We start from the raw sequence: 24,213 nt of genomic DNA on the forward strand, positions 1-24,213 counted from the left end.
GTCACCTCCTCGGGCAGTCTTTGCTGCCACGGGTGGTCCCACCTGTAGGCGACTGAGTGATCACGCAATGCTTCATCTTGCCCTCTTCCAGGGTCCCGTAGTTGTACTCGATCTCGGTTGGGATGCCGCTGCCGCTGTTGCCGTAGCGCGGGACTACGGAGATCGCCAGGTGTTTGCCTGACTTGATGGCATCCCTAATTTCTTTCTCCACGCCGTGGTTGAGGTAGGGGGTGTTGGTCTCCTTGTACTCTGCTACGAGATTCCTCAAGTCGATTCCAGAGCCACTTGCAGCGGCGGGAATCAGGTGGCCATTGGCGGCTTCGTGTCCCTGCTTCTTGATCTCCCTCATCCCCGGAGGCTGCGTGGAGCTGTTCGTATTCGTTCCTGGTGCCTTTCGGCCCTTGTTGTAGTCGCTCCGATCGAGCAGACCGTACACACCCGTTGCTCGGCATTCGTAGCGCTTCTCGAATTTGTCGTAGTAGCGCTCGCGTGGCATGTAAACAGCGTGGCCAGTGGGGCTTACTCCGGGACCATCGTCACACTTCTCGTCCGTGCGGTCACGTCCGCCGTTCTTTCCGCCCGATTCGTTGACCGGTGCTGGCAGCGTCTCAAGCAGTTCGTTGGGCGTGTACTGCTCGTTGTCGGCGAGGTCGAGCATCTTGAGCGCGCTGATGACCAGGCCGACCCCGTCGCTTGGGTCCCATTTCCCACTGTTGGGGTCCCAGTCGGGCTTGGGCGTCGGGCGGGCGGGTGCGGGTTGAGGGTTCGTGCCGTTGTTGGGGTTCTGGTCAATAGGAGGTTTGGGCGGGGCGATCACCCGGGGCTGCGCGAGCGTCAGAGTGTTGCTGCTGCAGTAGCTGGTGCAGGCGCCAGTACCTGCGCCGCTCGCGGTGGAGACGAGTGCGGAGCTTCCACCCCATGCGAAATTGTTGGCCTGCGCTGCGATGGCGCTGGCCTGACTGGCGGCGTACGACTGGGACAGCGCGTTCGTCTCGGTGTAGTAGTGCCCGGTCGTCAGGCTGCCCGAGCTGCCGAAGCTCCATGAGGAGTTGCCCAGCTGCCATGAGGAGTACCCAGCGAGCCCAAGTGATCCCACTATCGCGGTGTCGCTGAGCAGACCGCCGACGCACACCACGAGTACCGGTCCGAAACAGTGGCCGTTGGGATCGGTGCCGTTGAGGGCCCTGCCGCTGCCGTAGCTGTAGCGGTTGGCCTGTCCCGAGGGCACGGGATCGAGTTGCCAGGTGTCGCGCGAGTTGAAAGCGCCCGTGCCGGGCTGGTACCAGCGGGCCGCCATGTTGACGTCGCCCGACTCCGGGTCGGTCCAGCCGGACTGGTAGCCGACGGCGGGGGTGGTGCCGGTGGTGGCGGTTTCGGTGCCGAAGGGGTCGTAGGCGGTGGAGCCGGTGACTTGGGTGGCGTATGCGGAGAGGCCGGCGACCAAGTCGGTGTGCTGGTCGGTCAGGGCCCACTGGCCGGTGGTGCCGTCTGTCAGGGACAGCAGGCTTCCGTCCGGGGTGCGGTTGTAGGCCGTGGTGCCGTCGTCCGTGAGGTTGTTGGAGCCTCCGTCGTAGGTGAAGGTGGTCGTGCCTCGGGTCTGGACACGGTCCAGGGAGTCGTAGGTGTATGACGCGTTGCCGTCGGTGATTTTGCGTTCGAACGCGTCGAAGGACAGCGTGCGCGCGCTGCCGGTGCCGGCGGCGGCCGATGCCAGCGTGCCGCGCGGGGTGTAGGTGTACGTGGTGGAGGCGTCCGTCAGCTGGCGGTTGCGGGCGTCGAACGTCGCAGTCGTCGAACCGGCCCGCGTGCGGTTGCCCGCCGCGTCCCACGCGTACGTCGTCGTGGTGTCGTTCTTGTCGGTCCAGGAGACCAGGCGGCCCGCGTGGTCGTAGCCGTAGGTGTTGTCCCCGGCTCCGGCCGTGCCCGTCGTCGTCTTCGACGTCAGGTTGTCGTCCAGGTCGTAGCCATACGTCGTGGACGCGACTGTGGTGGTGCCGTCGGGGCTCTTGACGCTGTCGGCCTTCAGACGGCCGAGGTCGTCGTAGGTGTACGCGCGCTTGGCCGTGACGATGAAGGACGTGGCACCTTCGGGCTTGTTGGCGTACTGATCCAGGCGCGGGCGGCCGGCGGCGTCGAAGTCGTACCAGACGTCCGTGTCGGTGATGGAGTCCGCCGCCCAGTCGATGCGGCCGGCACTGTCATAGCCGTAATAGGTCGTTCCGGCCGTCGTCACCCGCTTGGTCATGTTGCCGTCGGCGTTGTAGCTGTAGCTCGACTGGCCACCGGGGCCTTCTGCCGTCAGAAGCTGGCCACGGTCGTTGTAGGTGTAGGTGTTCTGCGTCAGCGCTTCGGCCGTGCCGGTCGCGGTGAGGCGGCCGGCCAGGTCGTACGCCAGCGTGCGGTCGGTCGTGGCAGCCTCCGCGCCGGCGCCCCTCTCGTTGACCAGGAGGCCGAGGCCGTTGTACGTACGCTCTCGCTCGACCCCGCCCGGCAGGAGTTCCGTCACGGGCTGGCCGGCCTTGTCGTACACCGTTGTCCAGGTGCGGTCGGCTCTGTCCGGGTGGGCGGTCGTGGACGGTTCGATCGTCGACTCGGGGAGGCCCCAGCTGGTGAAGGTGTAGACGGTCTTGTTGCCCCGGCCGTCCGTCATGCGGGTTCGGTTGCCCGACGCGTCGTAGCCGAAGGTCGTCGTGATCGACTCGGTGGCCGAGGTCGGTTCGACCTGCTCGGTCACTCGGCCGAGAGCGTCGTAGATGTAGCTGGTGCGCGCCTTGGTCTCCGGGGACGTCGTGGTGATGCGATTGCCCTCTGCATCGAATTCGGCTGTCGTCGTGCGCAGCGGAGTCGTGCCGGTGCCGTACTCGGTGACGGCAGTGCCCTGGCCCAGGGCGTTGTACGTGGTGGTGGTCCGACGGTTCGTCGCGTCGGTGGTCTCCGTACGGCGGCCGAGGCCGTCGTAGGCGAACCGGGTGGTGCCGTACGCGTTGGCCAGCGCCTCCAACTCACCTGCCGGGTTGTACGTTCCGGTCGTGGTGTTGCCGACCGGTGTCGTCGACGCGGTCTGGTTGCTCGCGTCGTCCCAGGTGTAGCGGCTGGTCAGGTTCTGCAGAGTCGGGTACCGCTCCACGGTGGTCGCGGTGAGCTGCCTGCCGAGTTCGTCGTACGTCGCCTCCGTGCGGGCGCCTGTCGGGTCGGTGACGGAGAGCTGCAGGCCCGTCGGGGTCCACGCGTAGGTGGTGACACCGCCGCCCTCGGCACTCACGGTCGGGCCGACGATCAGGTCCGGGCCGGTCTCCAGCGCGGCCAGGGCTGCGGCTGCGTCGGCCACCGGGTCCGTCCGGCTGGTCAACTGGCCGAACTGGTCGTAGCCGTAGCGCGTGACGCGACCCAGCGGGTCGGTGACGGTCGACGGCAGACCGAGTTTGTCGTAGGCGGTGTGGGTCGTGGCCGTCAGGGCGGTGGTTGCGCCCGGCGGGGTGTAGCCGGGGAGGGTGACCGCGGTGGTACGGCCGAGGCGGTCGACCTCAGTGCGGGTCACTTTGCCACGGGCGTCCTTGACCTCGGTGGCCTCCCCGAAGGTGTTGTAACCGGTGATGGTGGTGGGCTTGACCGTTGTGGCGGCGTTCCCGCCTTCCTCCGCCTGCACTGCCGGGTCGGTCTGCTGCACCAAACGGCCCAGCGCGTCGTACCGGTAAGCCGAGGTGTAGGCGGCCGCATCGGCGTCCGTGTCGTTGCCGCGAGGGCTGACCGAGGTCAGCATCAGGCCGCGATCGTCGTAGGTATGCGTGGTCGTGTGAGCGGACGTGCCGTCGGTGACGGTCTGCCTCCTGATGTTGCCTGCCGAGTCGTACTCCGAGGACGTCCTGAGCTTCTTGTCGGCCGAGATGGACTGCGTCTGCAGCTTCACGCGGTCATCGGGGTCATAGGCGAGGGTGGTGGTGCGATTCAGGCCACCGGGATCCAGGATGCTGGTTTCGGTACGGCCCAGTGGGTCCACGGTGAACGTCTGCGTGGTGCTGCCACCGCCGGTGACCTGCTTGGTCAGGTGCCCTGCCGGGTCATAGGTGTTGGACTCCAGGACGATGTCGTGCTTCGTGCCGTCGGCCTGCGTGACCTGCTTGGCGGTGGTGGTGGCCGGGAGCCCGTCGTCGAAGTAGGTGTACGCCGTGGTGGCGCCCATCGCGTCGGTGGTCGACGCCAGGCGGCCGGCCGGGTCGTAGGCGTTGGACACGACTGTCAGATCCCGGACGCCGCCGGAGGGATCGCCCGTCCAGTCGTCCAGCACCGTAGTGGCGTGCTGGCCGCGGGCCGTGTAGGTGTACGTGAAGTGCGTACCGGCCGGATCGGTCATGCCGCTGACGCGGCCCAACTCGTCGTGTTCGAGAAGGGTCGTGTTCTGCTCGGCGTCGGTGACGCTGTCGTTCAGGCCGTACGCGTTGTAGTGGAACGTAGTGGTGCGGGGGGTGTCGCCTCCGGTGGTGTCCGTTGTCGTCTCGGACAGCAGGTTGCCGTCCTCGTCGTAGTCGCGGGTGATCTTTCCGGTGTGGGTGGTGCCGGTGATCTCGTTCTTCACGGAGGCGCCGGTTTCGGTGACGACGTGGGAGGCGTTGTCGTAGGTGTAGGCGGTGCCGACACCTTCCGGGAACGTGTCGGAGACCTGGGTTTCGGACTTCTTGCGGCCGAGTCCGTCGTACGTGTACTTCGTGACCAGGCCGGACGGAGAGGTCACTTGGGCCAGGTCGCCGTTGGCGTAATAGGCGTACGAGGTCTTCGCACCCCCCGGTGTGGTCTGCGTCGCCACGAGGCCGGGTGGGGTGGAGCCGCCGCCGACCGCGGTCTCGGTGCCCTCGGTGTACGTGGTCCAGGCCGTGGTGTTGTCCGGACGGACCGTGCTCAGGGGCAGGCCCAGGCTGTTGTAGGTGTAGGCGACGCGGTAGCGGTCGTCCCGGTAGTCACTCGACCTCTGGTCGCGGTAGGTCAGCTGCTTGTCGTTGCGCGGGTCGAGGGGATCGCTCTCGTTGAGGTAGTAGCTGCTGAAACTCGTCCAGCACGAGTCGGCGTCCCGGCAGGTCGTGGTGGACACGGTGTTGCCACGCGCGTCGTGACCGGTGACGGTGGAGTGCCCGTTGGGGTCGGTGACGGTGTGGAGATGACCTGCGTTGTCGTAGGCGTAGCTCGTTGTCGCGCCGGTCGTGTCCGTACGGGATACGACACGCTGGCCGCGCAGTACGTCGTAACTCGACTTGCTGGTCTTCAGCTTGGGGTCGGTCACGGTGATCGTCGCGGTGAGGCCCGATGCTGCGTTCTCGGCCTGGGCCCGGTAGTGGGCGGAGACCTGTTCGGCGCTCAGCGGCTTGCGGTAGAGGGCGACTTCGTCGATGTCGCCGTTGAAGTAGTAGGTGTCCGCGGGCAGCCCCATCCAGCCGGAGCTGCCGTAGCCGCCGCCGATGTAGGCGTAGGGGCGCGACTGCTCGGTGACAGTGCCGCTCAGTGAGCCGACCTTGGCGCCGTCCAGGTACAGGGACTGGGTGGTTTCGGCGGCCGAGAGGACGATGTGGTGCCACTCGCCGTCGTTCACGGGCTGCGGCGAGATGATGGGGGTGGCCCCGGAAGCGCCGGAGAGATAGAACTCGCCGCGGAGCTTGCCGTCGCCGTCGATGTTCAGGACAGGACGCCAAGAGGTGGGAGTCTCGCCCAGGGGGGCATTCTGGAAGCTCAGCAGTACGGCTGACGCTTCGGTGGTCCGGAACCACATCTCGGCAGAGAGGTCGGTGCTGCCGGAGGGGATGGAGCCGGGTATCGCGACGTGACCACCGTTGCTGAGTCGTACCCCGCGGTTGTCGCCAGTACCGAAGACACCGACTTGATCCAGCCGGGAATTGACGACAACGTCGTTGTTGCTCTCGAAGGTCGCGCTCATTCCAAGACCGCCGACCTCGCTGCGCAAGGCTGGTCCCTTGCTCTCGCCAAGTCGCCAGTACGCGGCGGGCGCATCCGCGACTGCCACTCTCCTGTACTGGTCTCCCGTGCCTTGGACCAGAGCCTTACGTGCCTGAATGTGACGATTAAGGGTGTCTGTGTAACCGGGGAAGTTGCTGAAGGGTGCGTAGAACCAAATTTGTTCACCCGACGAGTTGGTGACCTTACGGAATGTCACCAGGGCCCTGTCGTAGAAGGCGACTTCGTCGATCTGACCTGTGAAGTTGCGATATCCGGCCGACTGCCCGTCCCAGCCTGAAGAGGCATAACCGCCACCGATGAGTACATGGGCGTGACGTGTGGTGTCGACTCCGTGGCTCGATGTCCCTTGCACACTGCCGTCTACAAAGAGTGCTTGAATACCCTCATTGCCCGTGAGCACCACGTGATGCCACTTGCCGTCGGTGACCGTTTCCTTCGACCGGATGCTGTTCGCGCTGGGCGTGAGCTTCCCCCGCAGTTTCCCGTCCGAGTCGACGAGCAGCATCGGCCGCCAGCCCGCCGGCGTCTCACCGAACTCCGTGTTCTGGTTGGCGATCAGCACGCCTCCGGGCTCGCTCGTCCTGAACCACAACTCCAGTGACATGGCCGTCTGTGTGCCCAGCGACTCGGCCGGTACCTCAACTGCCCCGTCGCCGGTGAACGTGGCAGCCGTGTCGTCGCCGTCGGCGAAGATGCCCGTGCCGCCCAGCCGCACCTCGTTCAGGTACGCGCCGTCCAGGTTCTCGCCCAGCGGGCTCGTGGCAACGGCGCCGCCGTGCTCGCCCAGCCGCCAGTAGCCGGTCGGGTTGCTGCGCTGGATTGTGTCCTCGTACGAGGAGGAGGCGGTCGAATACGAGGGCGCCGAGACCTTCCACGTGCCGCCGTTCTCGTCCGTGTGCTGGGTCAGGCGCCCGCTGGCCGGGTCGTAGGCCGCGGTCGCGTGTACCCGGCCGGAAGGCAGAGTGACCCTGGTCATCTGGCCGGTCACGGCCCGCGCGGCATAGTGCTCGGCGACCGTCGCGGCGTCCAGCGGGTGGTGGTAGACGGCGACTTCGTCCATCTGTCCCTTGAAGTGGTACGTGTTCGCTGGCACTCCCATCCAGCCGGAGCTGCCGTAGCCGCCGCCCAGGTAGGCGTAGTCGCGTGCCTGCTCGACGGGAGTGCCGCTCAGCGACCCGACCTTGACACCGTCGAGATAGAGGGTCTGGGCGGTGGCACCTGCGGACAGCACCGCGTGGTGCCACTGGCCGTCGGTCACAGCCTGGGGCGACACGATGGGCGAGACCCCGGACGCCGCGGCCGTGTAGAACTGCCCGCGAAGCTTGCCGTCGCCGTCGATGTTCAGCGCGGTCCGCCATGAGCTGGGCTTGTCGCCCACCTCGGCGTTCTGGAACGCGAGGAGGACACCGGACGGTGTGCTCGTCCTGAACCACAGCTCGACGGCTGGGAAGGCTACGGCCCTCAGCGTGTCCGCAGGCAGTTCGATCACGGAGTCCGTGCCGTCGAAGCCGACGGAGGTGTCCGTGGTGCCGGATATCGCGGAGGCGGTGCCGAGCTGGACGTCACGGTAGACGGCCTCGTTGAGCCCGGTGTTCGAGGCGGCTTCACTGACCGCGGCAGCGCCTTCGCTCTCGCCCAGGCGCCAGTACGACGTTGGGGCGGAGTCCAGCACGCCACTGCGGTAGGTCGAGCCGTCGCCGTACTCGTAGTCCGTGCATTTGGTTCTCGGCGAAGGCGGACACACCTGGGTGAGCCGGTTGCCGTCATAGGCGTACGACCAGGTCAGGCCAGGACTGCTCGCGTCCACGGCGCTGGTGGTCACCGCGGTTACGTGGTCGCCGGTCCAGTCGAAGTTCAGCGAGCGGCCCGAGAGATCGTCGGTCACCTTCGTGATCGGACCGCCGTCCTCCGACTCGTGTTTGACCGACTGGGTGCGGCCGGCAGCATCACTGATCCGGGACAGGACTCCCATGTACATGAAGTCGTATGTCGCACCTGAACGCTCCCGCAGGGTCCAGCCCTCCCCGGCCTGCCGGACAAGGCTGAGGGAACCGCCCGGTGGTCCGGTGTAGGTGCCGTCCGGGTTGCGCCCGAACCGCACCTGCGAGCCGTCTGCGAGCGTCACCAGCACTGTCCGCGTGTCGGGCTCCTCGCGCAGACGCATGTCCCAGCGCGTCGACCAGCCGGCGCCGAAGGCTCCGTCCTGACGTGGATCGAGGGAGTTGTAGGTACGAGTAATCGCAAGCTCTGGGCCGACAGTGGAGATCGCCGCATCGGTCGCGGCGGTGACGTAGTTGCCCGCGCGGGCACCGAACTCCCCGCCGTCGTCCGCGCCGCCGAGATGACCGGTCACGGTCGGCTGCGGCACCTGCGTGGTCAGCAGGGCCGGGCCGGGGCGGGCCGAGGACTTGTCGCCGTCGTAGGCGTAGGCGTACCAGGCGTACGACTTACCCCATGCCAACCAGCCGGACGGCACCGCCCACTGCTGCTCGCTGCTGCGGGTTCCCTTCCGGCAGTTCTCGCGCAGGTTGCTGCCCTCGACCTCGCAGATCTCGAAGGTGTACTCCAGTGCCGACTTCGGGTAACGGTCCGCGTCCGCGCCCTTCGCCCACAGAGTGGGGGTGAGTGAGTCCACGGTGACGCCACTGCCGGGCCGTTCGGCCGTCAACTGCGGCGGGATGTTCACCGACGAGATCTTCACGGCAGGCCCGGGGACGCCCGCGGTCGTGAAGCGGATCTCCCCGTAGTTGGTCATCGTCCACTGCACCGTGTACGTAGCGGGTGTCAGCGGAGCGATTCTCGCGTTCACGGTCACGGTCTCGCCGGGCGAGACGGCTTCTGGCATCTCCGTGTACACGATCTTTGAGCCGTCGGTGATCTCCTTGCCGGAGGCGTCGAACAGGTTGTAGCGCAGCTTGTAGTTGCCGCCCGCGGGCCAGGTGTCCCGTCCCTGGTTTGTGATGGTGACCTTCTCGACGCCCTCGGTGGTGGCCGTCACCGGCGCGGTGAAGTCGCCGAGCTTGTAGGTTGCGCCGTACTTGGTCCAGGTGATGTCCAGGCTGGGCTTGCCGTTCGGGTAGTCGTCGGAGCCGAACTGCTTCCAGCTCTTGGAGTCGGTGGTGGAGGCCTTCACTGCGAGGCCGTAGTTTGTCTTCCGGCCGTGTGTCCAGTCGTCGACCAGCTTGCGGCCTGCCGAGCCGAGCTTGATGCTCTCCCAGGCCGGTCCGCACGACCAGGACTCGGTGCCCGCCGGGCGCCAGCCGTGAGCGAAGCTCTTCGACGCGAGCGATGAACCGGTCGCTGGTCCTGGGTACTTGGAGGTCGTGGACTCCGACCAGCTTGAGGTGATCGGATGCACGGTCACCGGTCGCGCGGTGCACGACTGCGACCATGTGTTGTACAGGGCCAGGTTGGCGTTGATCACCCAGGCGTTCTTCAGCGTGCTCTCCACACCGGTGAACCGGAGGAAGGCCGCGGCCTTGTGACTGCCGCCGTCGTAGGTGCCGACCTTCAGGACGGTATCCGAGGCGAAGTTCTGGTTGTACGGGTACTCGACGTATGTGCCGGACGTGGAGTCGAAGGACTTGACGGCGGGGTCGACACGGACGGGGTACACGCGCTCGGGGGCAGTCAGCCACTCCTTGTCGAGCTTGACCACCAGGACCTGGCGGCCGTCCTCCTCGACCAGGCTGTAGGTGACGCCGGACGAGATCACGCCCTCGTTGGAGTCGGGGGCGAAGTTCGAGTCCTGCATCCATCCGGCCGGAGTCCAGGCTCGCGTCGCGCCGTCGGCGTCGGTGAACTCCACTCCGCCGTGGTCGTCGAGGCGGGCGGTCAGCCCCTCCAGGTTCAGCGGGAAGCGCCACTCAGTGGGTGCGGAGGCATCCGTGAGGACCAGGATCTCCTTGACCGAGTCACTGCCTGCGAGGAATTCGAGGTCAGAGGACGGACGTACGCCCGGGTAAGTCACCTTGCTGCCGTCGACCTGGCCCGCGACGGCGCTCGCCCCCTCGACGCCGTAACCGATCGACAGACCGTCGCCGACCTCGATGCGCACCACGGAATCGGCATCAGCCGACCCCGCGAACTCGATACGCGACTCGGTGGAACGGGTCTCCCAGCCCTCGTCGCCGACGCTCATCGTGCTTGGGCCGATGTCGTCCCGGCTGACCAGGGTGCTGTCGATGGACTTCCAGCTGCCGTCCTTGGTACGGAAGTTGACCGGCTCGGCGTAGAAGCGGGTGGTGTAGGTGCCGTCCGGGTTCTGGTAGGTCCGTTGCCGTTCTTCGCGCTGCCGGGGCAGTTCCTTGCTGCGCTTGGTGTCGAAGCCTTCGAGGGCTGCCGTTTCGGGTGCCTGTGTCTCTGTCACCGGCCCCGGTTCGGGCAACTTGGGTTCGCCGTTCAGCCGGGTGATTCCCGAGTCGCCCTCGGCGGGGAGCTCACCGCGTCCGGTCAGGGGGCCGTTGTGGCCGCCCTTGGCGGACGCGTCCGTGGCATCGGCCGGGGCGGTGTGGCGGCGGCCGGCTGCTGAACCCCAGCTCTGGTCGGGAGCGTGCTCGTTCTTGCCAGAGGTGCCGCGGCCCCACTGATCGGCGGCCAGCGCGGCCTGCTCGGTGCCGGCCAGGGTGGCGAGAGTGAAGGCGACGGCAACGACAAACGGACGTGCGGGACGCACGGAATCCCCCCGGCTTTGAGTGAACAAGAGAGGAGATTCATAAGGTGATCTTTGAAGATGTACAAGGTCTTCACAGGGGGCCATCGAGCGAATGTGGTGATGCTCACGTGGCATCTCGGGATGATCAGGATGTCCCGGCATGTGACGCAGGGCACGTAAAAGTTCTGTTAGTGCGAGCACAACCATTCGCAGTCGTCGCGGATCAAACCAGGCGTACCAAGGGCCACAGCCGCGCCCCTCACGCGGAGGCCTCCTGAACATCGCGTGCCGCCGCGTCGCGGACCGCCCGACTCCTTGAGGTCTTCATGAAGCTTCGCCGCGTTCTGGCCGCGGCCGCAGTCACGGCAGCCATAGCCCCCGCCGCTCTTATGGCGGCGCCGCTCGCGTACGCCGCGGACGGCGACGCGACGGCCTCGACCATGACAACCGGCGATGGCGATCCCGAGGCGGGCACCACCGAGACGGGCGACGGCACCGAGACCGGCACCGGCGAGGAGGCCACGGCCGGCGAGGAAGCCGCCGACGGTGAGTCCGGCACGGGTGATGACAGCGCGACCGGCGAGGACGGGAACACCGCAGGCGACGGCACCGAGAGCGGCGAGGACGAGGACTCCGCCGGTGACGGCACCGAGACCGGTGACGGCACCGGAACCGGGGAGGGCGACGGCGGCGACGGCACCGGCTCCGGTGAAGAGGGAGACGGCGACGCCGACGAGACCACTCCCGGCGAGGACGAGGCTCCTCCGTTCTGCGAGGAACTCGACGAGGACTTCGCCGAGAAGGCGCTGCAGATCGAGGTCGGCGCCCTGCCCGGCAAGATCGTGGCGGGCAGTGGCTGGCACTCCTTCTCCCTGAAGGTCACGAACACCTCCGATGTCACGCTCAAGGACGTCGCGTTCTACGCGGAGGTCGAGAGCACCAAGTACTCGGATGACTGGAAGCCGGATCTCAGCCAGTACGCGGACCTTCAGTTCCTTAACCCGACGACGCAGTCGTGGGAGAGCATCGAGGACGCGAACGGCCTGGCCGGTGGCTACTTCTGGGGCACCGACACGTTGAAGCCCAACGACTTCAACAAGATCGACCTCCGGGTGAATATCCACAAGGACGCCCCGGCCGGCGAGGCGTACCACTTCGGCACCGGTGCGTACGTCGACAACATCAACGGTGAGGACTGCATCGCCGAGAACTGGGGCGACGGCTGGTTCTTCGACGTCCTGCCCGCCGGTACGTCGAACGAGGACCCGGGCGAGGCCAAGCCCGGTGCGGAGAAGCCCGCGAACGAGTCTCCGAAGAAGCCGCAGGGCGGCGTCAGTGAGCAGCCCGTGACGGGCAGCCTCGCGGAGACCGGCTCGGACTCCAACCTGCCGGTCATCGCGACCATCGGCGGTGTCGCTGTTCTCGCCGGTGCCGGTGTCATTTTCGCCATGAAGCGCCGCAAGGCAGGTGCCGAGGCGTAAGCCACGGCATCATCGCGCGATCGGTTCGCGCGCACAGGAGGAGGACCTGCGCTCGGAGGGGGGTGCAGGTCCTCCTCCTGTGCGGAGCCACGCCTGTTGCCGGACCACGTCGAAGGGCCCCGCGGGAGTCGAGCCGCGGGGCCCTTCTTTCGTCAGCACCGGCGTCAGGGCTGCGCCGGTGCCTGGGAGCGGCGCCGGGGGGTTGCGCCGCTGGCTTCGTGGCGCCCGCCTTTCGTGGTCGCCGCCCTGTGCGCCCGGTCGGCGCTCCGGCGCGGCGGGGGCGCGCGGAAGGTGTCGACCTCTGGCGGTGAGGTGGCGAAGGCGAGGCAATGCAGTTGTCCGCTGAAGGACCTGGAGGTTCTGGGCATCGTGCTGGATTGCCGGGACCTGCGCAACCGTTTGACCCGGTATAGTCCGTCTCTTGTGCATTTCCGCCGGTCGGCCCCGGGCGTCCCCGGAGCCGACCGTTCTCTTGTGGCGACCGGGCTGCTGTCCCCTGCCGTCCGGTCACCGGTCTGGAGCGAGGTCCCACGGCGCACGGCACGATCCGTACGCCTCATCGCTCCAGCGAGCCACGCGTGGTTCTGTCGGGCCCGCCCCTGGCTGGCACGGACACCGGGACCAACGAAGCCCCCCGCGGGCGGTCACGCGCCGTACGGGTGAGAGGGCATGCGCACGTACGTCCACGGAACGCCGTTTCAGATCCGGGCGCCCAACTCCGTCCGCTCAGATCTTTCCGCGGCACAGCTCCAGCAGCGTCATCGCCAGTGCGGTGCCCGGCTTGCCCAGCGCGTCCCTGTAGTGGCCGAGGACCTCCATCTCGCGGGCGAGGTTCACCCGCCGGCCGCCGGAGGTGATCCGGGCCTCCTGGATGACGGCCGAGACCGCCATCCGTTCCTGGATCAGGCCGATGATCCGGTCGTCGAGCGAGTCGATGCGCTCACGGGCGCCGGTGATCACGTCGGCGGCCTCGGAGGTACGGGCGCCGGTCACGTCGAGGGCAGTCATCTGGGGCTCCTTGGAGGAAGGGGTCCCGGAGCGACACGGCCCGGAAACGGCAGGCGCCCCGGGCCTTGTCGGCCCGGGGCGCCTGGGAAGTCGCTTGTCAGTGGCTCAAGCAGCACGACCATGGCAGCCGGTGGGCCGGATGCCATAGGTAAAGAGGAAGGTCGGGTGCGTGAGCATGGGGCCAGTATGCCGCGCCCCGCCGAGGCGTCCAAGCCGGTTCGCATCCTGAGACGCCCACGGGCGTCCTGCGACGGGAGTCACTCACCCCGGCCCCGTTAGAATCGGTGGCACAGCCCTTTTCAAGCCGCCGGAAGGCAACCCGTGTCACCAGCGACCCCAGCCGCCCCCGACACCGTCCTGGTCGTCGACTTCGGCGCGCAGTACGCCCAGCTCATCGCCCGACGCGTCCGCGAGGCCCGGGTCTACAGCGAGATCGTGCCGAGCACCATGCCGGTCGAGGAGATGCTCGCCAAGAACCCGGCGGCGATCATCCTCTCCGGCGGCCCCTCGTCCGTCTACGAGGAGGGCGCCCCGCGCCTGGACCGCGCGCTCTTCGAGGCCGGCGTCCCCGTCTTCGGCATGTGCTACGGCTTCCAGCTGATGGCGCAGGCCCTCGGCGGCACCGTCGACAACACCGGCGCCCGTGAGTACGGCCGTACCGACCTGCACGTCTCCAAGTCGTCCTCCACCCTCTTCGAGGGCACCCCGGCCGAGCAGCACGTGTGGATGTCGCACGGCGACGCCTGCTCCGCCGCCCCCGAGGGCTTCGCCGTGACGGCCTCCACGGACGTCGTCCCGGTCGCCGCCTTCGAGAACGACGAGAAGAAGCTCTACGGCGTCCAGTACCACCCCGAGGTCATGCACTCCACGCACGGCCAGCAGGTGCTGGAGCACTTCCTGTACCGGGGCGCGGGCCTGAAGCCCGACTGGACCACCGGCAACGTGATCGAGGAGCAGGTCGCCCTCATCCGCGAGCAGGTCGGCGACAAGCGCGCCATCTGCGGCCTGTCCGGCGGCGTGGACTCCGCGGTGGCCGCCGCGCTGGTCGCCCGTGCCATCGGCGACCAGCTGACCTGCGTGTACGTCGACCACGGCCTGATGCGCAAGGGCGAGACCGAGCAGGTCGAGAAGGACTTCGTGGCCGCGACCGGCGTGAAGCTGGTCGTCGTCGACGCGGAGGAGCGCTTCCTGACCGCGCTGAAGGGGGTCTCGGACCCCGAGGAGAAGCGGAAGATCATCGGCCGGGAGTTCATCCGGGTCTTCGAGCAGGCGCAGGCCGAGATCATCGCCGACGAGGGCCCGGCGGTGGAGTTCCTCGTCCAGGGCACGCTCTACCCGGACGTCGTCGAGTCCGGCGGCGGCACCGGCACGGCCAACATCAAGTCCCACCACAACGTGGGCGGCCTCCCCGAGGACCTCGAGTTCCAGCTCGTCGAGCCGCTGCGCAAGCTGTTCAAGGACGAGGTCCGGATGGTCGGCCAGGAGCTCGGCCTGCCCGAGGAGATCGTCCAGCGCCAGCCGTTCCCCGGCCCCGGCCTCGGCATCCGTATCGTCGGCGAGGTCACCAAGGAGCGGCTCGACCTGCTCCGCGACGCCGACGCCATCGCCCGCGAGGAGCTGACCGCGGCCGGTCTCGACCGCGACATCTGGCAGTGCCCGGTGGTCCTGCTCGCGGACGTCCGCAGCGTCGGTGTCCAGGGCGACGGCCGTACCTACGGCCACCCGATCGTGCTGCGCCCGGTCTCCTCCGAGGACGCCATGACGGCCGACTGGTCCCGTCTGCCGTACGAGGTCCTCGCGAAGATCTCGACCCGGATCACGAACGAGGTCCGTGACGTCAACCGGGTCGTCCTCGACGTGACGTCGAAGCCGCCGGGCACGATCGAGTGGGAGTAGTCGCTAGGTGCGCTTGATCACGCGTACCGGCTCACCGGGCTTCCAGACGTTCAGGACGAGGTACTTGTCGTCCTCGACGTAGGTCCTGACGACCTCCGTCAGCTCGGTGCGGAAGAGGTGGAACGGCTCCGGCGGTTCCACCTCTTCGCTGTATCCGGCCTTCTCCCGCGGGTCGGTGACCTCGATCGCCCGTCCGCTGATCCGCACGTCCCCGCCGCCCATGGACTGGCCTTCGCCCGGGTTCGCCTGGAGCGCGAAGCGCGGGTCGCGCCGCAGGTCGAGCGCCTTGAGCGAGTCCGGCATCATCCCGAACCAGAGCTCACCCTCGAGGAACCGCACCTCCAGGCCGGTGGTGCGCGGGGAGCCGTCCTTGCGGAGGGTGGCGAGGACGTGGTGGGTGAACGCGCCGAACCGGTCCTCGACGGTCTTCGCGAGTTCGGGTTCGGCGCTGGTGAAGGCTGCCCAGTTGTGCGTCATACGACGAGTGTTACGCGGATACCCGACGCCTTCTGTCCGGTATTCGGGGTTCTACGCCGCCGGGCGTACGAACCTCTCCACGCCCTCCGCGTCCCGGACCGGTATCCACCCGGCCGCGGTCAGCCGCGCGGCCAGCTTCGCGCGCTTGGCCGCGTTGAGCCGCAGCGCGCCCAGCAGGAACAGCGGCACCAGGACGGCGAGCGGGAGCAGGACGAGGTACTTGCCGGTCAGCGGGGCCAGCAGCAGGAACATGGCCGCGGAGCCCCAGGCCATGGTGAGCAGCTGCCTGCGGTTCGCGGTGGCGAGGGTCATGTCGTAGCGGATGAGCGTGAGGAGCAGGTCGACCTGCGGCTGTGTCTCCGGTACGGGCTGCAGCGAGCCCAGGTACATGCCCGGCACCGGGCGGTCCTTGCCCGGGTCCGGGAACGCGGCCACGTTGGCCGCCGCCCGCTGCCGTGCCGCCGGGTCGGGGTCGCGGGTCAGGCGAACGTACAGGGCCTTGTGCTTGCCGACCAGGCTCAGGCCCGCGTACCGGAAGCCGTAGCACTCGGCGACGTAGACGAGCGCGGCGGCCGTCTCCGGGTCGCCGGGGTGGGCGATCTCGATCTCGTCCTGCGCCGCGATCTGGCGCATGAGGGGCTTGAGGTGGCGGTCGATGCTCAAAGGGGGCTCCGGTGCTGGTCGTGCTGGCTGTGCCGGCCGTGCCGGCCGGAACCGGACGCTCGGTGTCCGATTCCGTGCAGTAGACCCGCGAACTCCCCCGACAGTTGCACGCACGATCCTCGGCCCTGCCCTTCTGCTCCGACCGGCGGTAACTTCCGCCTTGTCAAGGAAACCGGTGCAGGAGGACACAGGACACATGCATGGGCCCACTCCGCCCCACCCGCTGCCCACCGACCGGCTCCGGTTCGCGATGCCGCCGATGCACGAGTCGGTCGAGGACGAGCGCCGGCACCGCAAGGAACGGCTCGCGGGCGCGCTGCGGATCTTCGGGCGGTTCGGATTCGAGGACGGGGTCTCCGGGCACATCACCGCCCGCGACCCGGAGTTCTCCGACTGCTTCTGGGTCAACCCGTTCGGGATGCCCTTCAAGCACGTCACCGTGAGCGACCTGGTGCTCGCCAACTCCGAGGGCCAGGTCGTCGACGGCCGCTACCACGTCAACCAGGCGGCCTTCACCGTGCACGCCCAGGTCCACGCCGCCCGCCCCGACGCCGTCGCGGTCGCCCACTGCCACTCCGTGCACGGCCGCGCCCTCTCCGCCCTCGGCGAGCTGCTGGACCCCATCACCCAGGAGAGCTGCGCCTTCTACGAGGACATCGCCCTCTACGACGCCTACAGCGGCGTCGCCGTCGACGCCGAGGAGGGCCGCCGTATCGCCGCCGCGCTCGGCTCCCGCAAGGCGCTCGTGCTGCGCAACCACGGCCTGCTGACCGTGGGGGACTCGGTGGACGCGGCGGCCTGGTGGTTCCTGTCCCTGGAACGCTCCTGCCAGGTGCAGCTCACGGCGAAGGCGGCCGGGCGGCCGATCCTGATCGACCACCGGGCGGCGGTGGCCACCCGGGAGCAGTTGGGCGGGGACCTGGTGGCCTGGATCAACTACCAGCCGTTGTGGCAGGACATCAGCCGCAGCGAGCCGGACCTGCTGAGCTAGCGGGGAGCCTAGAAGCCCCTGAGCACCGCCGCTTTCGTCATCGCGAACTCCTCGTCCGTCAGCACCCCGTCGCGGTGCAGCTCGCCCAACTCCCGCAGCCTGCGCAGGAGTACGTCGTGGTGGTCGGCCGGCGGCGGCACGGCGGCCGTGAGCCGGGGCGGGCGGTCGGCGTAGTCGACACCCGTGCGGGTGGAGGGGTGCGGCAGGCGGGCGGTGACCGCGGTGGCGACGAGCGCGGTCAGCAGATCGCGGCGGGCGCTGCCCCACAGATCGAGGGCGTACGGGTCCTTCTCCGGCGGCAGTTTGGTGAACGCGGTGTCACGGGTCACGAAGCGCAGGAAGCCGTCCTCGTAACCGGAGTTGGGCAGCCACTCGATCTGGACGACGTCCGCGATGTTGACGATGCGCGGACCGGTGGCCCGCTTGACCCGGTCGGAGGTGTCCGACCAGTCGATCCGCACCTGCGTCCCGTCGAAGGAGACCGTGCCGTCGGAGGAACGGACGGAGACCGGGACGGGCGGGCCCGGCAGGAGGTAGCCCTTGGTGGGCTCCTTGGGAATCTGGTCCAGCAGCAGGGCGTGACGGATCTCCTCGGCGACGTACTCGGCGACTCCCGCGCGGTCGATGTCCACCGTCAGCCGGTACGGATCGGCCGCGTCCGGAAGCCGGCCGCCGGTCGCCTGGAGGAGCGGGTCGGCGCCCTCCCGCAGCCGCATCCGGAGCCGCCCGCGCTTGCGTTCCGGCTCGAAGGCGACGCCGGCCACGGCCTCCAGCGGCACCGTGATCTCCCCGTACGTCTGCCGGAACAGCGGCACGGATCGGTGCAGGCCCGGCGTGATCCTGACCGTGGTGCCGTCGAAGGCCCAGGTCCCGTCGCGCTGGATGATCTCGGCCATAAGGAAATTCTCGCAGCCGGGTCAACACGGCGGTCGGGATCTCACCCCTACGGGGGCCTCCGGGGACCGGGGCTGCCGGGCGCGTCCTCCTCGGCGTAGGGCACAATTCGCTGTCGTCGCGGGGGAGTTGCGGTGACACGGAACGCGGGGAAGGCGGGCATCTGACGTGGCGGTGCAGGAAGCGAGACAGGGCACGGACGCGGGTGCGGGTGGGCACAAAGGTGCCTGCACCTGCGGGGACTGTCCGCACGGGGCACGTGAGGGACACCGACGGGCCGTCGCCGAATTCCTGCTGAAACGGGACGAGTTCGCCGCCGGGCAGGGGCTGCCTGCCGCGGTCGCCCACTCGGCGTCGGCCTCCCGCCAGTGGGTCTCCGAGGAGCTGACCCAGTCCGCCGAACTCGTCGCCGAACGCGGCCGCGCCGAGGGCGAGGCCTGGCTGGCCCGCCTGTGGCGCCGCACCGCGTGCACGGTCTGGGCCCTGGTCGTCCTGCTCCTCCTCGTCCAGTCGCTCACCGCGATCGGCGCGGGCTGGACGAGCGCCCGTACGGCGGGACTGCTCGCCGCGCTGGTCACGGCCGCGGCCCTGACCGCCGCCTCCTGGTTCCACCGGGCCCGCGGCGGCGTCCTGGCCCCCGTCATCGGCGAGGACAACCGCCTGTCCACCTCGCGCGCGGTGGCGGCGGCCTGGGTGCTGTTCGTCGCCTTCGCGGCGCTGGTGCTGGTGGGCCGCCTGGCCGCCGCCTCCGACCACGCGGAACGCGACCGGCTGATCTCCGGCTTCGAACTCGCCCGCGGCGCCGGTGTGGTGACGGTCCTCGCCGTGGTGTGCGCCATCGCGGTCCTGGTCCGGCGCGTGGTCGGCCTGCGTGTCCTCGGCCAACGCCTGCAGAAGGTACGCGCGGACCGCCCCCGCGCGGCCGATCTCCTCACGGACGACGCGGGCCGCGGCACCTTCGCCGACATCCAGTACGTCGTGATCAGCGCCGTCGCCCTGCTGTTCGCCGCGGTACGGCTGTCCCGGCGCCCGGACCAACTGCCCGACCTCCCCTGGGGGCTCGCGGTGCTCGTACTGATCTCCTCCGCCACCTACCTGGCCGGCAAGTACGCCGAGGGCGGCCGTCCGGTGATTCTCTCCGTCGTCCGCGCCCGCGAGGCCGGCGACCTCGACGGCCCCATCCGCACCGGCGACGACATCGAGATCCGCGGCGCCGGATTCGTCCCCCCGGGCGCGGACACCGCCGCCCGCCTCGCCCGCATGGTCGTCCGCATCGGCCCCGTCAACGTCCACGTCCCCCTGATCCCCGTCCCCGGCGGCTTCAACAACCCCACCGACACCGTCCTGACCGTCCCCGTCCCCGCAGACGTGGAACCGGGCCGGGTGGAGGTCCAGGTCGTCACGGCGGCGGGAGTGGAGACAGGGCGGTACGCGATCGACGTGACGGAGTGACGAGGGCGGCAACAGCCAGCCCGTCCGGCGTTTGAGGGCGAGGCCGTTCAGGCCGAACGGGGGAGCAGGGGGCGGAGCCCCCTGGCGGGGTCGAAGGGGCGGAGCCCCTGGATGGGGGTCCCCCCGCTCGAGCGAAGCCGAGAGTGGGGGAGGGACGGGCAGGGGCGGCGGGGGCGAAAAACCGTCAACGCGGAGAAACTGGTCGGGTCAGGAATGAGCGGACCCACGACGGTGTACGTATCGTCTCCCGAGGGGTCACGTCCCGGCACGCACGAGAGGCGGCTAGCAACGATGACTCACGGCTTCCGTACGGACACCCACTCCCCCTACCCGGACGGCGCCCGCGACTGGCGCGACACCGCCACCCACTACGCCCTCCTCCCCCTCCGCGTCTTCCTCGGCGTCACCTTCATCTACGCCGCCCTGGACAAACTCACCGACAGCGCCTTCATGAAGGACTCCGGCTCCGGCTCCATCGGCGACATGATGCGCGCCGTCCGCGACTCCGCCGCCTTCCCGAGCATGGTCGACACCGCCCTCGACAACCCCGTCGCCTTCGGCTACGCCATCGCCCTCGGCGAACTGGCCGTGGGCATCGGCACCCTCCTGGGCCTCTTCGCCCGCCTGGCCGCCCTCGGCGGCGCCCTGATCTCCCTCAGCCTGTGGCTGACGGTGAGCTGGGCCGCGGAGCCGTACTACTACGGAAATGATCTCGCCTACCTGATGGCCTGGCTCCCGCTGGTCCTCGCGGGCGCCCCCTATCTCTCCGTGGACGCCATGCTCCGTGCCCGGCGCCGACAGCGAGCGGGAGGCTATCGCTAGGGCATGCAGCGGGCCCGGCTCCCCGGCCCTCAGCGCGCCGTCGGCGTCGCCCCCACCCCGTCCGTCTCCGCGCCCGCCCCCGTACGGTCCGCCCGGCGCCGTCGGCGTATCCCGCGTGCCACCAGCGCGGTCGCCGCCGCCAGCCCCAGGCCCGCCGTGACGAGCGGGATCACCGCGAACCACGGCGTCTCCCAGAGGTCACCCGCGTCACCGGCGTAGAGGCCACCGGCGAGGAAGAGGAAGGCGCCGCCCACCAGCCGTCCGGGCTGGAACTCATGACGTAGCACGGCTCACCTCCGCCTGTCCCACGCCGACGTCGAGGTCGAGGTCGAGCGTGCCTCCGGGCTTGGTGCCCTTCGCCGGTGGCAGCGTCACCTTCTCCTCCTTGTCCGGTGCCACGTCCACGTCCTCTTTGTCGTCGCCCGGCAACTGGATGTCTCCGATGCCCACGTCGATGTTCACCTTCACCGTCACGTTCCGCGGCACGATCACCTTCAGCTGCCCGAGGCCCACGTCGGCGCTCGTCCGCACCGTCTGCCCCGCGGCGATGTCCAGCCGGCTCAGGTCCAGGGTGCCGACGCCGGTGCCGAGGTCGTACTGCGGCTGGACGGCCGACACGGTCGCCGGCTCCCAGGTCGTGCGTATCCACTCGGTGCCGATGTTCTTGGGGAGCGCGGCCGACGCCGCCAGCAGCCCCGCGGTGACGACGGCCAGGAAGACCGACCCGACCCCCGTCCGCCCCAGGAACGCGCTGACCGCGATGCCCGCGCCGAGGACCATCAGGGCGCAGGCCAGTCCGGTCTGCAGACTGGTGCCGAGCGGATGCGTCTCCCAGGTGAGGCCGGTGCCGAGCGCGCCCGCGCACAGGGCGAGCAGGAAGAGCCAGCCGCCGATCCAGCGGGGGCCGCGCGGCCTCGACGGCTGGGGGTGGCGGGTGCGCACGGTCTCGCGGTCGCCGCCGTAGGCGCCGCGGCTGATGTTGATGGCGGCGGCGATGTCACGGTCGCGGGAGTCCCGGGGGCCCCAGAGATAGCCGGTGCCACCGTCGTGGGTGCCGTCCTTGACGATGGGGTCGCGCCACCAGGAGGGGTAGGCGGCGGGGGACGGGGGCGCCTGGGCCTCCGGCGGGGCGTCGGCGACGGCCTGCGCGGCGAGCGGGTCGGGATCGGCTCCGCCGCGCTGCCGCGACCAGTATCCGGCGCCGGCGAGGAGCAGGGAGAGTATGACGGCGAAGCTCAGCACCCCGCCGTTGTTCAGCATGGTCAGGAAGACGCCGCAGCCGACCAGCGCGAACAGCACGGCCGTCAGCGCCTGGCCGTCGACACGGCCGGTCAGCAGTCTGCGCACCTCGTTCTGCTCGTCGTCCTCGTACGGGACGAAGAGCCAGGCGAAACCGTAGAAGATGAGGCCGAGGCCGCCGGTCGCGGAGAGGACGGTGAGCGTGATCCGGAAGATCACCGGATCCATGTCGCACTGCCGTCCGAGTCCGGCGCAGACCCCGGCGAGCATCTTGTACCGCCGGTCGCGCCGGAACCGGTGGGGCGGCTCGGCGCCCCTCCCCTCTTCCTGCGCGCCCGCCTGCCCGCGCACCCGCGAGGCCTCGGCCGCGTCGGGTGCGGCATCCGCGGCGGGCGCGGCATCCTGCGGCCCGGCGCCCGGAGCGGGGCGCGGGCCGGAGCCGGGTCCCGGACCCGTCGCGGCGCGCTCGTGATCTGTCATGGCTCCATGGTGACGGCCGCGGGGCCCCGGCGGCAGTCGGAATGACCCTGGCCGGACCCTGATATCGCCCCTGATCCGGCGCCCGGGAGCTGTTCGACGGGGCAGCGGACCGAAGATCGGGGGAGTCTCGGGGGTCAACCCTGATGCCCGGCCCTGCCGCTCGTGTGACCATCGATGGCATGTCGGAAGCCGCAGCAGCGCCAGTCGTCGAGCCGCGGCCGCCGCGCAAGCTCTACCGCAGCAGTGACGGACGCTGGCTCGGTGGCGTGGCGCGGGGGCTCGCCGGGCACCTCGGGCTGCCCGTGATCTGGGTGCGGCTCGTCTTCGTCGCCCTGTTCATGGCGGACGGCCTGGGCACGCTGCTGTACGCCGCGTTCTGGTTCTTCGTGCCGCTAGGCGTCGGCGGGGTCGGCGGCCAGCGGGCGACCTCGTTCGTCACCACCGAGACCTCGGCGGACGGCCGTCGCAGAGTCGTCGCCCGCAGACCGGACAAGGGGCAGATCGTCGCCCTGCTCCTCATGGTCGTGGTGGCCATGGTCTTCGTGGGCAGTGTCGACCTGGGCAGCGGGGCGCAGGCCTACCTCTGGCCCGCCGTGCTCGTCGGCGCGGGCGTCGCCCTGGTCTGGCGGCAGGCGGACAACGCCCGCCGGGCCCGCTGGATGGAGGTCGGCAAGCACCGGCGCACCCTGACCCTGTTGCGTGCCGCGGGCGGCGTGCTGCTGGTCACGGCCGGTGTCTCCGGCATCTTCGTCCTCCAGGGCTCCGCCGCCCACCTCGGCTCCGTCCTCCAGGCGGCCCTCGCGGTCCTCGTCGGGATAACGCTCCTGGCGGGTCCGTACCTGGTACGCATGACGCAGGACCTGTCCGAGGAGCGCCTGATGCGCATCCGCGCGCAGGAGCGCGCGGAGGTCGCCGCCCATGTCCACGACTCGGTGCTGCACACCCTGACCCTGATCCAGCGCAACGCGGAGAACGCCGGCGAGGTGCGCCGGCTGGCCCGAGCCCAGGAGCGCGACCTGCGCACCTGGCTCTACAAACCCGAGGGCACCGGCAAGGACGAGGCCGACGAGCCCACGACGCTCGCCGACGCGGTCCGGCGCAACGCCGCGGAGATCGAGGACAAGCACGGTGTCCCCATAGAGGTCGTCGTGGTGGGTGACTGCCCGCTCGACGAGAAGCTCGGGGCACAGATGCAGGCCGCGCGCGAGGCGATGGTGAACGCCGCGAAGTACGGTGGCGAGGGCGGCGCCGTTCAGGTCTACGCCGAAGTCGAGGGGACGACGGTCTTCGTGTCCGTCCGGGACCGCGGCCCCGGCTTCGACCTCGACTCGATACCCGCCGACCGCATGGGCGTTAGAGAATCGATCATCGGCCGCATGGAGCGCAACGGCGGCACGGCGCGACTGCGCGCGGTGCCGGACGGCGGCACGGAGGTCGAGCTGGAGATGGAGAGGGCGGAGAAGACGTCATGAGCGACGAGGCGAACGGTACGGCGGAGGCCCCGGGCAGCGCAGGCGAGCGCCGGGTGCGCGTGGTCCTCGTCGACGACCACCGCATGTTCCGTACGGGGGTGCAGGCCGAGATCGGCCAGACCGAGCAGACCGGCGTCGAGGTCGTCGGCGAGGCCGCGGACGTCGACCAGGCGGTCACGGTCATCACCGCGACCCGGCCCGAGGTCGTCCTCCTCGACGTGCACCTGCCGGGTGGCGGCGGTGTCGAAGTACTGCGCCGCTGCGCCCCGTTGATGGCCGACACCGAGCAGCCCGTGCGCTTCCTCGCGCTGTCCGTGTCGGACGCGGCGGAGGATGTGATCGGCGTGATTCGTGGCGGCGCGCGGGGATACGTGACCAAGACGATCACGGGCACGGACCTCGTCGACTCCGTCTTCCGCGTCCAGGAGGGCGACGCGGTGTTCTCGCCGAGGCTCGCCGGGTTCGTCCTGGACGCGTTCGCCTCGACGGACGCGCCACCGGTGGACGAGGACCTCGACCGCCTCACCCAACGCGAGCGCGAGGTACTGCGGTTGATCGCCCGGGGGTACGCGTACAAGGAGATCGCCAAGCAGCTCTTCATCTCGGTGAAGACGGTCGAGTCCCATGTCTCGGCCGTCCTGCGGAAGTTGCAGCTGTCCAACCGGCACGAGCTGACACGGTGGGCGACGGCGCGGCGGCTGGTCTGAGGGCAGCGGGGACGTC

The 24,213-nt window shown here is 69.4% G+C and carries 13 protein-coding genes and 1 pseudogene; 7 read left to right on the forward strand and 7 right to left on the reverse strand.

All coding sequences use genetic code 11. From position 1 onward, the window contains the following. Nucleotide 1 precedes the first annotated feature (1 nt). On the reverse strand, nucleotides 2–10,636 hold the full coding sequence (locus ICC28_RS10790) for a LamG-like jellyroll fold domain-containing protein (protein ID WP_317453992.1): 10,635 nt from the start codon (nucleotides 10,634–10,636) through the stop codon (nucleotides 2–4). Between the two features lie 305 nt (nucleotides 10,637–10,941). Here ICC28_RS10790 and ICC28_RS10795 point away from each other — a divergent pair, with 305 nt between their 5' ends. Next, nucleotides 10,942–12,096 (forward strand): LPXTG cell wall anchor domain-containing protein, encoded by a 1,155-nt coding sequence (locus tag ICC28_RS10795; protein WP_188288237.1) that lies wholly within the window; start codon nucleotides 10,942–10,944, stop codon nucleotides 12,094–12,096. Between the two features lie 726 nt (nucleotides 12,097–12,822). Here the strand turns inward: ICC28_RS10795 and ICC28_RS10800 are convergent. Further along, a pseudogene (locus tag ICC28_RS10800) lies at nucleotides 12,823–13,113 on the reverse strand (chorismate mutase); the annotation flags it as partial. 312 nt (nucleotides 13,114–13,425) lie between these two features. Here ICC28_RS10800 and guaA point away from each other — a divergent pair. Further along, nucleotides 13,426–15,000: a glutamine-hydrolyzing GMP synthase gene (guaA, locus tag ICC28_RS10805; RefSeq protein ID WP_188288239.1), complete on the forward strand. Its 1,575-nt coding sequence runs from the start codon at nucleotides 13,426–13,428 to the stop codon at nucleotides 14,998–15,000. Between the two features lie 3 nt (nucleotides 15,001–15,003). Here guaA and ICC28_RS10810 read toward each other — a convergent pair whose 3' ends face one another. Next, nucleotides 15,004–15,477 (reverse strand): pyridoxamine 5'-phosphate oxidase family protein, encoded by a 474-nt coding sequence (locus ICC28_RS10810; RefSeq protein WP_188288240.1) that lies wholly within the window; start codon nucleotides 15,475–15,477, stop codon nucleotides 15,004–15,006. Nucleotides 15,478–15,528: 51 nt separating this feature from the next. Next, entirely contained in the window at nucleotides 15,529–16,140 is a 612-nt protein-coding gene (locus tag ICC28_RS10815) for a hypothetical protein (RefSeq protein ID WP_188288241.1), read from the reverse strand. 196 nt (nucleotides 16,141–16,336) lie between these two features. On the opposite strand from ICC28_RS10815, the gene ICC28_RS10820 reads away from it, so the two are divergent. Continuing rightward, entirely contained in the window at nucleotides 16,337–17,131 is a 795-nt protein-coding gene (locus ICC28_RS10820; protein ID WP_188288242.1) for a class II aldolase/adducin family protein, read from the forward strand. An 8-nt stretch (nucleotides 17,132–17,139) separates the two neighbouring features. Here ICC28_RS10820 and ICC28_RS10825 read toward each other — a convergent pair whose 3' ends face one another. Continuing rightward, nucleotides 17,140–18,027, reverse strand: a complete 888-nt coding sequence (locus tag ICC28_RS10825; protein WP_188288243.1) for a DUF4429 domain-containing protein — start codon at nucleotides 18,025–18,027, stop codon at nucleotides 17,140–17,142. Nucleotides 18,028–18,193: 166 nt separating this feature from the next. Here ICC28_RS10825 and ICC28_RS10830 point away from each other — a divergent pair, with 166 nt between their 5' ends. Together ICC28_RS10830 and ICC28_RS10835 are read left to right on the forward strand one after the other, a co-directional pair. Beyond that, the gene (locus ICC28_RS10830) at nucleotides 18,194–19,477 is read left to right on the forward strand and encodes a hypothetical protein (RefSeq protein WP_188288244.1); all 1,284 of its coding nucleotides are present in this window, start codon (nucleotides 18,194–18,196) and stop codon (nucleotides 19,475–19,477) included. Between the two features lie 291 nt (nucleotides 19,478–19,768). Next, nucleotides 19,769–20,299, forward strand: coding sequence for a DoxX family protein (locus ICC28_RS10835; RefSeq protein WP_188288245.1), 531 nt, complete (start codon nucleotides 19,769–19,771; stop codon nucleotides 20,297–20,299). A gap of 29 nt (nucleotides 20,300–20,328) precedes the next feature. Here the strand turns inward: ICC28_RS10835 and ICC28_RS10840 are convergent, their stop codons facing one another. Next, nucleotides 20,329–20,586: a hypothetical protein gene (locus ICC28_RS10840; RefSeq protein WP_188288246.1), complete on the reverse strand. Its 258-nt coding sequence runs from the start codon at nucleotides 20,584–20,586 to the stop codon at nucleotides 20,329–20,331. Then, nucleotides 20,573–22,018 (reverse strand): PspC domain-containing protein, encoded by a 1,446-nt coding sequence (locus ICC28_RS10845; RefSeq protein ID WP_188288247.1) that lies wholly within the window; start codon nucleotides 22,016–22,018, stop codon nucleotides 20,573–20,575. Before ICC28_RS10845 ends, ICC28_RS10840 begins: the two co-directional genes overlap by 14 nt. Before the next feature lie 179 nt (nucleotides 22,019–22,197). On the opposite strand from ICC28_RS10845, the gene ICC28_RS10850 reads away from it, so the two are divergent. Beyond that, entirely contained in the window at nucleotides 22,198–23,490 is a 1,293-nt protein-coding gene (locus ICC28_RS10850) for an ATP-binding protein (protein ID WP_223188647.1), read from the forward strand. After that, complete coding sequence (locus ICC28_RS10855; RefSeq protein ID WP_188288249.1) at nucleotides 23,487–24,197, forward strand: LuxR C-terminal-related transcriptional regulator; 711 nt, start codon at nucleotides 23,487–23,489, stop codon at nucleotides 24,195–24,197. Before ICC28_RS10850 ends, ICC28_RS10855 begins: the two co-directional genes overlap by 4 nt. The last annotated feature ends 16 nt before the right edge of the window (nucleotides 24,198–24,213 follow it).

The sequence above is a fragment of the Streptomyces sp. TRM68416 genome, from assembly GCF_014596915.1.
Lineage (GTDB): Bacteria > Actinomycetota > Actinomycetes > Streptomycetales > Streptomycetaceae > Streptomyces.